At 40.5% G+C, this 14163-nt stretch carries 12 protein-coding genes and 1 pseudogene; 6 read left to right on the top strand and 7 right to left on the bottom strand.

Annotated features, from left to right (window positions below; translation table 11 throughout):
* Nucleotides 1–204: 204 nt before the first annotated feature.
* Nucleotides 205–2694: a glycosyltransferase family protein gene (locus tag I6E11_RS13100; protein ID WP_235338608.1), complete on the bottom strand. Its 2490-nt coding sequence runs from the start codon at nucleotides 2692–2694 to the stop codon at nucleotides 205–207.
* A gap of 122 nt (nucleotides 2695–2816) precedes the next feature.
* On the opposite strand from I6E11_RS13100, the gene I6E11_RS13095 reads away from it, so the two are divergent.
* Both I6E11_RS13095 and I6E11_RS13090 read left to right on the top strand, forming a co-directional pair.
* A complete protein-coding gene (locus tag I6E11_RS13095; RefSeq protein ID WP_235338607.1) occupies nucleotides 2817–3515 on the top strand; it encodes a 5'-methylthioadenosine/adenosylhomocysteine nucleosidase in 699 nt (232 codons plus the stop codon).
* Nucleotides 3516–3548: 33 nt separating this feature from the next.
* On the top strand, nucleotides 3549–4028 hold the full coding sequence (locus I6E11_RS13090) for an S-ribosylhomocysteine lyase (RefSeq protein ID WP_235338606.1): 480 nt from the start codon (nucleotides 3549–3551) through the stop codon (nucleotides 4026–4028).
* Between the two features lie 54 nt (nucleotides 4029–4082).
* On the opposite strand, the gene I6E11_RS13085 is transcribed toward I6E11_RS13090, so the two are convergent.
* From I6E11_RS13085 to rpsO, 6 genes are all read right to left on the bottom strand, one after another.
* Nucleotides 4083–4418, bottom strand: a complete 336-nt coding sequence (locus tag I6E11_RS13085; RefSeq protein WP_235338605.1) for a HigA family addiction module antitoxin — start codon at nucleotides 4416–4418, stop codon at nucleotides 4083–4085.
* A 6-nt stretch (nucleotides 4419–4424) separates the two neighbouring features.
* Nucleotides 4425–4742: a type II toxin-antitoxin system RelE/ParE family toxin gene (locus I6E11_RS13080; RefSeq protein ID WP_235338604.1), complete on the bottom strand. Its 318-nt coding sequence runs from the start codon at nucleotides 4740–4742 to the stop codon at nucleotides 4425–4427.
* An 87-nt stretch (nucleotides 4743–4829) separates the two neighbouring features.
* The gene (gene mgtA, locus I6E11_RS13075) at nucleotides 4830–7475 is read right to left on the bottom strand and encodes a magnesium-translocating P-type ATPase (protein ID WP_235338603.1); all 2646 of its coding nucleotides are present in this window, start codon (nucleotides 7473–7475) and stop codon (nucleotides 4830–4832) included.
* Between the two features lie 124 nt (nucleotides 7476–7599).
* The gene (locus I6E11_RS13070) at nucleotides 7600–8970 is read right to left on the bottom strand and encodes a HAMP domain-containing sensor histidine kinase (RefSeq protein WP_235338602.1); all 1371 of its coding nucleotides are present in this window, start codon (nucleotides 8968–8970) and stop codon (nucleotides 7600–7602) included.
* Nucleotides 8967–9656 (bottom strand): response regulator transcription factor, encoded by a 690-nt coding sequence (locus tag I6E11_RS13065; RefSeq protein ID WP_235338601.1) that lies wholly within the window; start codon nucleotides 9654–9656, stop codon nucleotides 8967–8969. The genes I6E11_RS13070 and I6E11_RS13065 overlap by 4 nt, the downstream gene beginning before the upstream one ends.
* A 112-nt stretch (nucleotides 9657–9768) precedes the next feature.
* Nucleotides 9769–10038 (bottom strand): 30S ribosomal protein S15, encoded by a 270-nt coding sequence (gene rpsO, locus I6E11_RS13060; protein ID WP_235338600.1) that lies wholly within the window; start codon nucleotides 10036–10038, stop codon nucleotides 9769–9771.
* A 161-nt stretch (nucleotides 10039–10199) separates the two neighbouring features.
* On the opposite strand from rpsO, the gene typA reads away from it, so the two are divergent.
* The 4 genes and pseudogenes from typA to I6E11_RS13040 form a co-directional block, all read left to right on the top strand.
* Complete coding sequence (typA, locus tag I6E11_RS13055) at nucleotides 10200–12002, top strand: translational GTPase TypA (protein WP_235338599.1); 1803 nt, start codon at nucleotides 10200–10202, stop codon at nucleotides 12000–12002.
* 163 nt (nucleotides 12003–12165) lie between these two features.
* A complete protein-coding gene (locus I6E11_RS13050; RefSeq protein WP_235338598.1) occupies nucleotides 12166–12960 on the top strand; it encodes a glycosyltransferase family protein in 795 nt (264 codons plus the stop codon).
* 16 nt (nucleotides 12961–12976) lie between these two features.
* Nucleotides 12977–13759 (top strand): glycosyltransferase, encoded by a 783-nt coding sequence (locus tag I6E11_RS13045; RefSeq protein ID WP_235338597.1) that lies wholly within the window; start codon nucleotides 12977–12979, stop codon nucleotides 13757–13759.
* Between the two features lie 170 nt (nucleotides 13760–13929).
* Nucleotides 13930–14163, top strand: a pseudogene (locus tag I6E11_RS13040) (hypothetical protein); the annotation flags it as partial.

Genomic DNA, 14163 nt, shown 5'->3' with positions numbered 1-14163 from the left:
TATATATACAATAAATATACAAATTTTATAAATGCCTTAAAGTTAAAGATATTGGTTCCCAATAAAATAAATAATGCCACAAATACGAACACACAAAAAGAGTTATTACTCACTCAGCAGACTTTACACGCATGAATAAATAATAACTCCATTTATAAATAAAACAACTTCTTGCAGGAAGTTATATCCTAAACTTTATAGCTTTCAATTTCTAGATTTTCTGCAGGACCGAACTACGACAAAAACAACTCCTATAGCAAGCAATATAATAGCTACATAAGCAATGGTTTCCGTCGTATGAAGTGATTTAGGATCGAATTTAAACTCTATAATATGTTTTCCTGCAGGAACATTCATAGCACGCAAAATATAGTCTGCACGTCCGTGTTCCACCTCCTCACCATCTATTGTTGAAATCCATCCCGGGTAATAAATCTCCGAGAATACCACTACCCCACCGTTCTTTGAATCAACCTCATATTTCAAGGCATTAGGCTGATACTCTTTCAACACTATGGAACTGAGCGAATCAGGCGCAACAGACATTTTGACCTGTTCTGCAAAACGTTTGTCGACCACTGCTGTGTGGAGCGGATTTATCTTATGAAGAGCATCAATCTCTTCATTCGCGTTATTCACATATTCCACATTGCTTACAAACCAGGCATTTCCGCAAGCATACGGATTAAACACCGGAGCTGTCTTTCCATCCTGAAGCGGGAGTATAAAATACCTTGTATTCAGCATGTTCAGAACTGGAAATGCATTTGCATCCACCTTAGTCATATCACCTCCTGCTTCCGAAAGTTTAGAGAAAATTCCATTCATCTCGCCATGAATATGCTCCTCTATCATTTCCTGATAACGGCGTAGTTTGGCTGCATGATAACCTCCAATGCTTTTATGCCAGTAGGCTGTATTATTTTCGTTAAATGTATTTACAGCCAGATTCAATACTCTGTAATCCAACGATTTGTCCTTCAGAATTTCCTTGTCTGTTTCCGACGGCTCCAGATATGGTTTCATCTCTGTACCTTTCGCCACGAACTGCTCGTCGTACAAATATCGTTTGTTCACAGTCCACATATCCACCAGACACAGCAGAGCTACAAACACTACAGTAACCTTCGGTTTCAGTTTTCCAATAGAATAAGCATATACCAAAGCTACACCTATAATAATGATTACAAAACTACGCCAAGCATCGGAAGTGAATATCGAAACACGTACTTCTTCAAGATTTGCCAATATAGGAACAAGCTGATCTTGAGGAATAGCATTCTGAAGAGCTGACATTTCCATTGTAGAGATATACGAAGGGAAGAACACATGAGGAGCCAAAGCAAACAGAAGCGACAAACCTCCTGTCAGTGCCAGACTGGTATAAAACCCTTTTGCATTCTCCTTTATGATGGAAGGGCGTTCCATTATCTCCTTCAATGCCATTATGGCAAGCAGAGGAATAGTGAATTCCGCAATAACCAGAATGGACGATACGGCACGGAACTTATTGTACATAGGAACATAATCGATAAAGAAATCGGTCACTCCCATGAAGTTCTTTCCCCACGACAGCACAATAGAGAAGACAGTTCCCACTACAAGTGCCCATTTCATAGGACCTTTCACAATGAAACATCCCAGAATGAAGAGGAACATCACAAACGCACCCACATAAACCGGGCCCGAGGTACCAGGCTGTTCACCCCAGTACTGTCCCAACTGTGAGTACAGTCCTCGATACATAGGATTTGCCTTCTTCATTGCATCTTCGTTTGCAGCCAGAGGTACAGAAGCTCCACCCTTAACATTAGGGACAAGCAGCGAGAATGTTTCACCTATACCATAACTCCACTGTGTGATATAATCACGTTCAAGTCCGCTTCCTGTCTGGTTGGCAGAATTTTCCTTCACGAGTTCACTTTTGCCTCGCATACTCTCCTTGCTGTACTGATATGTGTGATACAGATTAGAAAGATTTATACAGACACCTATCACACCTGCCACCACAAGCACTCCCGTTGCCTTAAAAAAATCCTTCAGTTTATTGTCCCTGTAAGCCATCACACCATAAGCTATGGCCATAAACAGCATAACGAACAGGAAGTAATAACTCATCTGCGGATGGTTTGCCACTATCTGCAGCGCAACGAACAATGCCGTGAGCAATCCTCCGGCAAGATATTTTCCACGATAAACCAACACCATACCGGCTATCGTAGGCGGAATGTAAGCCAGAGTGACAAACTTCCATATGTGTCCTGCTGCAATGATAATGAAGAAATAGGATGAAAAAGCCCATATTATCGCGCCAAGAGCAGAAAGCCATACCTTGAAGTTGAATGCACGAAGCAGTATATAAAAACCGAGGAGCATTACAAATACATACCACACGTATGTAGGCAGAAACAGATGATACACTTTCTGAATAAACGACAACACCTCTGTGGAATCATAACTTGGCGACATCTGATAGGTAGGCATACCACCGAAAATTGAGTTGGTCCAACGGGTACGTTCGCCCGTCTTTTCCATATACTCCTTTTGTTCCTGTCCAGAGCCGATACCCGCTACTGCATCATGCTGCGCCAATATTCGTCCTTCGGTGACTGCCGGAAAGAAATATGCAAACGATATTACAGCAAATAATACCACAGCCACAATGTCCGGAATAAGTTTCTTGAATAAATTCATACTATATCAAAGAATTGAAAAATTAAATAAACTATTAGTATTCAGTCGGCAAAGATAACATAATACTGCTTGAAATGTTGTAAATTTGCCACCGAAAATCAAAATTAGAACAAAATTACCGAATGAAAATAGGAATTATCACAGCCATGTCTTCCGAACAGAAGCAACTGGCAAACCAACTCACAGAGATAAAAGAGTCAAGTAAAGGTCCTTTCAGCTACATTGAAGGAAAAATCAACAGCAACGAAATCGTACTTATGCAGTGCGGTATAGGAAAGGTAAATGCCGCTGCCGGAACAGTGGAAATGATAAACAATTTTCAGCCTGACTGCATCATCAGCACCGGTGTGGCAGGCGGTATAGACACTTGCCTGAAAGTGATGGACGTAGTGGTGAGCCGCAACATTGTGTATCACGATGTATGGTGTGGCGATGGCAATGCCTACGGACAGATTCAGGGATTGCCTACTTTCTTCGAGGGTAACGAAACTCTCTACAATACAGCTATGTCGCTCGATACAGAAACGGCCATCCACGGAGGTCTCATCTGCACTGGCGACAAATTCATCACCGACCGCAAAGAGCTGGACGAAATAAAATCAAACTTCCACGAAGGTCTTGCTGTAGATATGGAATCTGCTTCAATAGCACAGGTATGTTATCTTTACAAGGTTCCGTTCATCAGTTTCAGAATCATAAGCGACACTCCGGGAGCAGAAAACCACTTCGACCAATATCTGAACTTCTGGGGAGAAATGGCTAACCGCTCATTCAAGGTAACGGAAACATTCCTGAAGGCGTTGCCAAATAGAATTGGATAATTTTTAATTATTAATTTTTTAATTCTTCACTCAATGGAAAAGATACCAAGCTTTACAATAGACCATATACGTCTGCTACGCGGAATATATGTGTCAAGACAAGATCAGGTAGGAACAGAAACTGTGACTACGTTCGATGTCCGCATGAAGGAACCTAACCGCGAACCGGCATTAAGCCCTTCGGCTATCCACACAATAGAGCATCTGGCTGCAACATTCCTTCGCAACCATCCTGTATGGGCTGACAAGATTATATACTGGGGTCCGATGGGCTGCCTCACTGGTAACTATCTTGTAGTAAAAGGTGACTTGAAATCGGCAGACATTCTTCCGCTGATGATAGAGACTTTCCGTTTCATTGCCGATTATGAAGGTGAAGTTCCCGGAGCATCAGCAAAAGACTGCGGAAACTACCTGATGATGAATCTTCCTATGGCAAAATGGGAAGCCAGGAAGTATCTTGAAGAGGTCTTGGAAAAGGCTACTGAAGAGAATCTGAATTACCCTGCATAAATAAGATTAGCCGTTCAGTGAACGTTCACTAAACGTTCACTGAACGACTTTAATTTAAAATACTGCTACAGATTTACGTATATTATCCAAAATGGCAGACAACTTGCTATCATGTCTGGCCATCTGCATATTATATGCAGACTGCATATTAATCCAAATATAAGCAGGAATATCTGTTGCTGCTTCTATCTTAAGAGCCGTATCAGTAGTTATAGGTCTTTTGCAATTTATAATCTCATTAAATGCAGTATATGCCATACCTATAATAGCAGCAAATTTACGCTGCGAAATACCACGTGCCTCAAGTTCATCTTTAAGCATCTCTCCGGGATGTATCGGTATAGATGGAACCAATTCGTATGGGGCATAAATTTTCTTTGATGTATCCATATTTACTTATTTATAATGGTTACTTATATCCAATAATCGACATACAGTTATTATCTGCTCGCCCATTTCTTCTCTTACAGTAAATTCCAGTCGATACTTACGGTTTACTCTAACTGACGAAATTCCTTCCTTATCTCCATGCAATGCTTCATAGTTTAAAGCATTGAAACGGAATAAATCGGTTATGGTATTAGCTGAAATAATAGTAAACACAGCTTTCTGGTATCCTCTTATGACCTCTGGCTGATAACGGTGTTTTCTATCATTCGTATGACCATTTTCAAACAGCTCACGCAGATATTCTTTATCAAACTCAATATACATTAATTTTTATATTATTGTCTGACACAAAGATAGTAATTTTATTTGTATTCACAAAATAAGTGAACATGCAATCGTGACAATTATTTTCTACAACCATTTTACAAACTTCCTGATATACCAGTTCTTTATCAGTTGAGTAAGAACACAGTAGGACAACAATATTCCAAAAAGCCACGGGAAATAGCTCAAAGGCAAAGGTTGCAGACCTATAGCACTACCGAAACTGCTGAAAGGTATGAACAGACCAATGGCAACAATTATAACTGTAAGGCATCCTACCTGCCAGGAAGAACGACTCTGAATGAAAGGTATCTTGCGGGTTCTTATCATGTGGACAATAAGAGTCTGCGACAACAATCCTTCCACAAACCATCCGGACTGGAACAATGCCTGATGTTCCACAGAATTACATCCGAAAACATACCACATCACTACATACGTCAATATATCGAATATGGAACTAATAGGTCCTATGTACATCATGAAACGACTCAAATCTGATGCATCCCAACGGCGTGGTTTTCTGAGATACTCCGCATCCATCCTGTCAAAAGGGATTGTGGTCTGCGACACATCATACAGCAGATTCTGTATCAGCAGATGAATAGGCATCATAGGCAGGAAAGGCAGGAAGGCACTGGCAGCCATCACACTGAACATATTTCCAAAGTTGGAACTTGCAGTCATCTTTATATACTTTGTAATATTCCCGAAAGTCTTCCTGCCTTCAAGAACTCCGTCTTCAAGCACCATAAGGTCTTTTTCCAACAGAATAATATCTGCACTCTCCTTCGCGATATCAACAGCAGAATCAACAGATATACCTATATCCGACTGACGCAACGCTGCAGCATCATTTATTCCATCACCCAAGAAACCCACAGTATTATCCTGTTCTTGAAGAAGAGTTATGATGCGTGTCTTCTGCATCGGTGTAAGTTTTGAGAATACAGTAGCCTTGGCTACGGCTGTTCTCTGTCCTTCTTCCGACATTGATTCGAATTCCGGTCCGGTAACAGAATTTGCAGTGTCAATACCTACCTGACGGGCAATGGTACACACCACGGCATCATTATCTCCGGAAAGGACTTTCACCTCTACACCATGTTCATGCAACTGGCGTATGGCATTAGCTGCCGATGGCTTCGGTGGGTCAAGGAAAGCAAGGTATCCTATTAGGACCATATCGTTTTCATCGTCAATGCAGAAATCTGATTCCTTATCAAGAAAACTTTTCTGAGCCACTGCAATAACCCTCATGCCCTGACGGTTCATCCTCTCACTTATATCGCGTGCCTTATCTTTCAATTCTACAGTCAGTGGATGCACGTCACCTGCAAATTCGGCATGCGAACATATTTCCAGCATCTCTTCTACTGCTCCCTTGGTTATAATCTGACGTTTTCCTTGGGCATCTTCCACCACTACCGACATGCGGCGACGTGTAAAGTCGAAAGGTATTTCATCTACTTTGCGATAATTGTCTTTCAGATATTCAAGCGAAAGTTCTTTCACGTGCGAAAGAATAGCCTTGTCCATAAGGTTTTTCAGTCCGGTCTGGAAGAAACTGTTAAAATAGGCATGACGAAGGATACGCTTGTTCTCGTCGTTACTGCCATCGGCATTGATATATTTCTCAAGGACTATCTGGTCGCATGTCAATGTACCGGTCTTGTCCGTACACAGAATATTCATAGCTCCGAAATTCTGAATGGCATTAAGGTCTTTCACGATGGTTTTCTTTTTCGACATAGCAACGGCTCCTTTAGACAAGTTGGCAGTAACAATCATAGGAAGCATCTCCGGAGTAAGGCCTACAGCCACAGATACTGCAAAGATGAAAGCCTCAAGCCAATCGCCTTTGGTAATACCGTTAACAAGAAAAACAAAAGGAATCATCACAAGCATAAAGCGTATGAGCAGGAAGCTGACCTTACTGATACCCTTGTCGAAGGCTGTAGCGGCACGATGTCCTGCTATACTGCGCGCAATAGTGCCAAGATATGTATTATTTCCTGTAGCAATGACTATACCGACACCGGAACCACTCACTACATTGGAGCCCATGAAGCAGATATTACCCAGTTCCACCACACTGCCACTCTTTGCGCCCTTACAGTCCGGCGTTTTCTCTATAGGGTCAGATTCTCCAGTCAGCGATGCCTGACTTACAAACAGGTCCTTAGCCTCAACAATTCGCACATCGGCAGGAATCATATCTCCGGCAGCTATTCGCACTACATCTCCCGGAACAAGCTCCGTAATGCTTATCTCGTATGTATCATCATCGTCCAGCCTTATTACACTGCAGGTATTGGTTACCATCTTCAGCAAGGCCTCACTAGATACATTTGCTTTCCACTCCTGCCAAAAACGAAGTATAGAACTTGACACAACCATTACAGATATGATTATTATGGCTGTCCAATCCTGTTCACCCGGTACAGCAAGAGCCACATCAAGAACGAACGAAACTATGACCAGTATAGTAAGAACACCTATAAACGGATTTATGAACGCCTTGACAAAAACTGATATAGGATTTTTCTTTTTCTCATGTTCCACCTCGTTCGCTCCAAACTCGGAACGGCGGATTTCCACTTCTTCAGTAGAGAGCCCTCGCGGGTTGGTCTGAAAATAGTTGAATACTGAGCCTACAGGCTGTGAAGCAGCAAGAAATACTTTCTCTGCATTAAAAGCTGAATTTGGTCCGAATTTTTTCTTCCTCAACATTGTTCTTTCTTTTTTCAGCGTTACACATTATGGTTAATTTTCACGCTGCAAAGGTAGTCTGGAGACGTTTAGAACAGTGTTAGAAGACTATTAGAACGGTATTAGAATTCCATTAGAATGATGTTTAAAGATGCTCCATTTCGACCACGAATGTTGTTCCCTTTCCCTCATCGGACAATACGTTTATTTTACCCTGATGAAGATTTATAATCTTCTGGGCCAGAGCCATACCTATGCCATGGCCTGCCGCAACATGTTCCTGCTTACCTCTGTAAAACAGTTTGAACATGTTCTGCCGCTCATCATCAGAAAGTCCAGTTCCATTGTCGGACATGCGGACTACTGTCCATTTGTCCCAAAACGAAATCTGCACAAATGAGGTCCTGTCCGGTGAATACTTGCAATTATTTTCTATCAGATTTGAGAAAGCGATACTGAGAAGATATAAGTTTCCACTGACAGTTACAAAACGGTCATCGTCCGTATCCTGTTCGCCGAAAACCAGTTCAATCCTATATTCCGGGTGCGCCCTGAGAATACATTCGCGCACATCAAGCAGAAGTTCGTCAAGACGTATTTCCTGCATACTTATCTGCTCCTTACCATAATCAGCCTTGGCAAGATTAAGAAGTCCGTCTATCAGACTGTTCATCCTGCGTGCATCGTTCATCACATTGTCAAGCGCTACCCTGTACTGCTGCGGGGTACGCTCTTTCTGAAGCGTTATTCCCAATTCTGCCATCAGAGCGGCAAGCGGAGTACGCAGTTCGTGCGACACATTGCTTACGAACATCTTTTGCGAATTGAAAGACTCTTCAAGCCTTGAAAGTAAATCGTTGAATGCGGTAGCCAGCTCGCCAAGTTCATCTTTTTCGTTCTTGACAGGCAAACGGCGACTGATACTTGTAGCAGTGATATTCTCTGCCTCGGCTACAATGTCACGGATTGGCTTCAAAGCCGCACGCGAAAGATAATATCCGGAAACAAACAATAGACTCAGTCCGACGACAAACAATACTATAAGTACATTAAGAAGAGAGGCTAGATTATCATATCCATATCCGTCGTATGCAGCTGCCGTAACCACATACTTCATTCCTCCATAGTCATAAAGCATACCTATACACTGATAACCGTCCACATAGAACTCCATATCACCATTGGCCACTATGGTATGTATCATGGTGCTGTCCTCCTTTATTATGTCATTCTGCACTGCATCATGATATAGCATACGGAACGAAGTATCATATACAGCCACTTCCACCTCGTTGATAAACTTGCGGTTGTTAAGATATATGGATTGCATTACCTCCGAGTCCACCTGCCCTCCAAGGAAGAGATGAGCCTTGGTCACAGCCTCGCTCTTGAGATCATGAAAAAATGTTTTGCTCCTGATACGGTCACTTGCCACATATACCAATGACAGACACAGTACGAAAACTGCTGCCGTTACAAGTGAATTTTTCAGAGTAAGTGCGGTTCTTATCTTCATAGCAGTTTATCGGTTAATATAAACCCCATTCCGGGTTTGGTGTGTATAAGTTTAGTATCAAAATCCTTGTCTATCTTCTTGCGCAGATAGTTTATATAGACATCGATGAAATTTGTTCCAGTGTCAAAATGCGTATTCCATACCTTTTCTGCTATCTCCATACGGCTTATCACCCTTTCAGAGTTTTCAACCATATAGACAAGCAGGTTATATTCCTTCGGAGAGAGTTTAATCTGCACACCTGCACGAGTTACCTCGCATGTATTAAGATTAATTGATATGTCAGAATATGATATAAAATCCGGCCGTACAATCTGTGGCGACGAATATCTTTTCAAGAGTACCCTGATACGTGCATTAAGTTCCCTGAAATCGAACGGTTTCAACATATAGTCGTCTGCTCCGGCATCAAAACCGTCGAGTTTATCATCAGTAGAGCCAAGAGCCGTAAGCATAAGTACCGGTACATCTGAATTAATTTTCCTTATTTCTTTACAAAGCCCGAACCCGTCAATTCCTGGTAGAACAATATCAGATATAACCAGATGGAACTCGTTAGAGCGAAACAGGCGCAAACCCATTTCTCCATCATATGCCACCATCACACTGTAACCGTTTTCTTCAAGTCCGGCTTTCAGCAGGTCGGCCACACGCTTCTCGTCTTCCACTATCAATATACTCTGCATGACACGATTTTTTATTGTTTCCGGCAAAGATAATATTAATAAAAAAATGAGTTATCACCCGTTTAAAGACAGGAGATAACTCATTTTTAAATTTCCGTGCAGCAAGTAATAATTACTTACGCAAGCCAAGCTCTTTAACGATAGCACGATATCTTTCGATGTCGCGTTCCTTAAGGTAGTTCAATAAAGCACGACGCTTACCTACCAAAGTTGTAAGAGCTCTTTCAGTACTATAATCTTTTCTGTTGAGCTTCATGTGCTCAGTCAGGTGAGAAATACGGTATGAAAACAATGCTATCTGCGATTCAGCTGATCCAGTATCAGTGTTAGACTTTCCGTACTTTTCAAAGATTTCTTGTTTTTTAGCTGCGTCTAAATACATAATTTTGACTGTTTTTAAAATGTATAAATTTGATTTGCGGGTGCAAAGATACTAACAATCTTTATATTAGACAAAATATCATGGACTTTTTTTCCTGTTTTTTTGAATGATTTTCAATGAAAAATAGTAAATTTGCAGCCAATAATATATAGGTATATAGTATGCAAGACATTAGAAACATTGCCATCATTGCCCACGTAGACCACGGTAAAACAACATTAGTGGACAAGATGATGCTGGCGGGACACCTGTTCCGCGGAGACCAGACAAACGGTGAACTGGTATTGGATAACAACGATCTGGAACGTGAAAGAGGTATAACAATCCTTTCAAAAAACGTATCAATCAACTACAAAGGTACTAAAATCAACATCATAGATACTCCGGGGCACGCCGACTTCGGTGGTGAGGTGGAACGCGTATTGAACATGGCAGACGGATGTATTCTGCTGGTAGATGCATTCGAAGGTCCTATGCCACAGACTCGTTTCGTGCTTCAGAAAGCTCTTCAGATAGGACTGAAACCAATAGTAGTAGTAAACAAGGTGGACAAACCTAACTGCCGTCCTGAAGAGGTTCACGAAATGGTATTCGACCTGATGTTCAGCCTTAACGCAACAGAAGACCAGCTTGATTTCCCAGTAATCTATGGCTCAGCCAAGAACAACTGGATGGGCGAAGACTGGAAGACTCCTACAGGAACCATCACTCCGCTGTTGGATGCTATCATCAAATATATCCCTGCTCCGGAAATTCTCGAGGGTACTCCTCAGATGCTTATCACATCACTGGACTATTCTTCATACACAGGACGTATCGCAGTGGGACGCGTACACAGAGGTACACTGAAAGAGGGAATGAACATCACTCTTGCCAAACGCGACGGTTCGTTAGTAAAATCAAAAATAAAGGAATTACATACTTTCGAAGGTCTTGGACGTAAGAAAGTGGAATCAGTATCATCTGGTGATATCTGTGCCGTAGTAGGTGTGGAAGGTTTCGAAATAGGTGATACAATCTGTGATTACGAAAATCCGGAACCACTTGCTCCTATCGCTATCGACGAGCCTACAATGAGTATGCTCTTCACTATAAATGACTCTCCTTTCTTCGGTAAAGAAGGTAAGTTTGTGACATCACGCCACATTCATGACCGTCTGATGAAAGAACTTGACAAGAACCTTGCCCTTCGTGTGAGAAAAACTGAAAACGAGGACGGCAAATGGATTGTTTCCGGACGTGGTGTGCTACACCTTTCTGTACTTATCGAAACAATGCGTCGCGAAGGCTACGAACTTCAGGTAGGTCAGCCACAGGTTATCTTCAAGGAAATAGACGGTGTGAAGTGCGAACCTATCGAGGAACTTACAATCAGCGTACCTGAAGAATTCTCAAGCAAGATGATTGATATGGTGACTCGCCGTAAAGGTGAACTTACATCAATGGAAACTCAGGGCGACCGTGTAAACATTGAGTTCAACATGCCATCACGCGGTATCATCGGTTTGCGTACAAACGTTCTTACAGCATCGCAGGGAGAAGCTATCATGGCACACCGTTTCAAGGAATACCAGCCATATAAAGGCGAAATAGACCGCCGTACAAACGGTTCCATGATTGCCATGGAAGCAGGAACAGCATTTGCCTACGCTATAGACAAGCTTCAGGACAGAGGTAAATTCTTTATCTATCCTCAAGACGAAGTTTATGCAGGACAGGTGGTAGGCGAACACGTACACGAGAATGACCTCGTAATCAACGTTACGAAATCTAAGAAGCTTACCAATATGCGTGCTTCAGGTTCGGACGACAAGGCACGAATCATTCCTCCTGTAATATTCTCACTTGAAGAGGCTTTGGAATACATAAAGGAAGATGAATATGTGGAAGTTACTCCTAAGAGCATGCGTATGCGTAAAATTATTCTTGATGAGACTGAAAGAAAACGTGCTAATAAAAATTAATTGAATTGTTTCTTAAATATACTGTAAGAAGAGAGGATGTCTGGCATTCTCTCTTCTTTTATTTAAGTCAAATATATACTCTTTTGTTTAAGATATTACTGCAAAAGAACTATCTTTGTGAAACCAGAATATGAAAACCTAAATACACCCCCAAAGAATGAATATGAACCTTAATACATCCAGACAACAAGTCATCGTATCACTGACCTCATTTCCTGCAGCAATACCATATGCATTCAAGGCTATCCAATCAATATTAAATGGTTCTGTACTCCCTGATAAGATTATATTATATCTTACCTTTGCACAATTTGGTGAGAACGGGATACCACAAGAACTTCTGGAACTTTCAAAACAAAATCATATATTTGAGATACGCAACTATAATAGGGATATTCGCTCGTATCGTAAACTTATTCCTGCATTAAAAGACTTTCCTGATGCAGTTATTATAACTATAGACGATGATGTGGAATATCACAAGAATATGCTGTCAGATTTATTAAAACTACATACCAGACATCCTAATGCCATATTGGCCCATAGAGCAAAGCTAATGAAGCCAGGGGAACCGTATCGCAAATGGAGAAAATACAGGTGGTATCACTTCTTAACCCAAAGAATACATTCTGATTTAAGAAATATTCAGACAGGTGTGGGAGGTGTTTTATATCCCCCACACTCTTTAAAAGAGGAAATGCTTGATATAGAGCTTTTCACACAAATTGCTCCAACTACAGATGATATATGGTTTTGGGCTGCAGCTGTTGCTAATGACATTCCTGTCATACCTGTACCATTCGGACATAATAAACCCAAAGGAGTAGGAAAGCCAAAAGAACTTTCATTAAAAACTACAAACTTCAAGTCTGGAACGGACAGAAATGCTGCTGCATTAAAAGCTATAGTTGAGAAATATCCTGAAATAGGTGAAAAAGTAGGTTACAAGTATAAATAATAAAAGTCAAGAGATTATGAATAATGAACAAAAAATAATAGTATCGTTGACATCATTTCCTGCAGCTATCCCATATGTTGTTCAATCTATACGCTCAATATTAAACGGGTCATTTATCCCTGATAAAATAGTACTATATCTTGACACACAAAAGTTTCCTAATGGAATTATACCTACAGAACTTGAAGCACTGAAGGCTGAAAATAACATACTAGAGGTTAGATTCGATCCACGAGATATACGTTCATATAAAAAACTGATACCTGCATTAGAAGACTTTCCTAATGACATCATAATTACCGTAGATGACGATATAAATTACCATAAGGACTTATTAAGCGATTTGATAAGGGTACATAAACAGCTACCGGATTGTATAATAGCTCATCGAGTAAGAAAAATTAAAGTAAATAAGCCATATAGCAAATGGAGAAAATACAAATGGTATAATTTTATTTTCAAAAGATATCACTTTGATCATTTAGCAATGCAAACTGGAGTAGGTGGAGTTTTGTATCCACCCAACTCTCTAGACGAGGACATGCTAGATCCAGAGCTATTTATGAAACTTGCACCAACAAATGATGATATATGGTTTTGGGCAGCAGCTGTATCAAAAGGAACCTATGTTGTACCTATTCCAAATGGCAGAAATATAGTTAAGGAAGTTGGTAAACCTGATAATTTAGCTTTAAAAACAATTAATTTAAAATCTGGAGATGATCGTAACAGAGAGGCTCTTGATAAAATTCTTAATTATTATCCTTTAATAAGAAAAAAATTAGAGAACAATAAATAATAAGCATAACAAAACTAGTATCTATTGATTATTAGATAATATCTCACTAGGCAATTTATCATATATAGAAATACTAGATATTATGGCCAAGAAAGAATCGGACTTCCTTACATTTTTAATTAATACATAATGTAAATATCAATACTAAAAATAATAGAATTATTATCTATATGCCTCGTTTAAAGAAAATAGTAATAGACTCATATCCAATAACTACTCCATACGTTGGAGTTGGTGAATTTTGTAGACAAATAGGTAAACGATTAAGTAAGCGTGCTTTTGAACTGCGTTCACAATATGGTATAGAGTTATACTTTATTCTTCCTCCCAAATTCAAAGGTCACTTCGGAAAAAATGTACACTATTTATGCATACCAGCCCTACTACGTGGTATCACTCCGTTT

The organism is Bacteroides caecigallinarum, assembly GCF_021531075.1.
GTDB classification, from domain to species: Bacteria; Bacteroidota; Bacteroidia; order Bacteroidales; family Bacteroidaceae; genus Phocaeicola; species Phocaeicola caecigallinarum_B.
The sequence above is the reverse complement of the archived record's forward strand: the minus strand, read 5'-3'. Positions and strand labels throughout refer to the sequence as shown.

Excerpts from the sequence above, each read along its gene's own strand:
- I6E11_RS13100 (WP_235338608.1), bottom strand. The coding sequence starts at position 2,694 with ATGAATTTATTCAAGAAACTTATTCCGGACATTGTGGCTGTGGTATTA.
- I6E11_RS13095 (WP_235338607.1), top strand. The coding sequence starts at position 2,817 with ATGAAAATAGGAATTATCACAGCCATGTCTTCCGAACAGAAGCAACTG.
- I6E11_RS13090 (WP_235338606.1), top strand. The coding sequence starts at position 3,549 with ATGGAAAAGATACCAAGCTTTACAATAGACCATATACGTCTGCTACGC.
- I6E11_RS13085 (WP_235338605.1), bottom strand. The coding sequence starts at position 4,418 with ATGGATACATCAAAGAAAATTTATGCCCCATACGAATTGGTTCCATCT.
- I6E11_RS13080 (WP_235338604.1), bottom strand. The coding sequence starts at position 4,742 with ATGTATATTGAGTTTGATAAAGAATATCTGCGTGAGCTGTTTGAAAAT.
- mgtA (WP_235338603.1), bottom strand. The coding sequence starts at position 7,475 with ATGTTGAGGAAGAAAAAATTCGGACCAAATTCAGCTTTTAATGCAGAG.
- I6E11_RS13070 (WP_235338602.1), bottom strand. The coding sequence starts at position 8,970 with ATGAAGATAAGAACCGCACTTACTCTGAAAAATTCACTTGTAACGGCA.
- I6E11_RS13065 (WP_235338601.1), bottom strand. The coding sequence starts at position 9,656 with ATGCAGAGTATATTGATAGTGGAAGACGAGAAGCGTGTGGCCGACCTG.
- rpsO (WP_235338600.1), bottom strand. The coding sequence starts at position 10,038 with ATGTATTTAGACGCAGCTAAAAAACAAGAAATCTTTGAAAAGTACGGA.
- typA (WP_235338599.1), top strand. The coding sequence starts at position 10,200 with ATGCAAGACATTAGAAACATTGCCATCATTGCCCACGTAGACCACGGT.
- I6E11_RS13050 (WP_235338598.1), top strand. The coding sequence starts at position 12,166 with ATGAACCTTAATACATCCAGACAACAAGTCATCGTATCACTGACCTCA.
- I6E11_RS13045 (WP_235338597.1), top strand. The coding sequence starts at position 12,977 with ATGAATAATGAACAAAAAATAATAGTATCGTTGACATCATTTCCTGCA.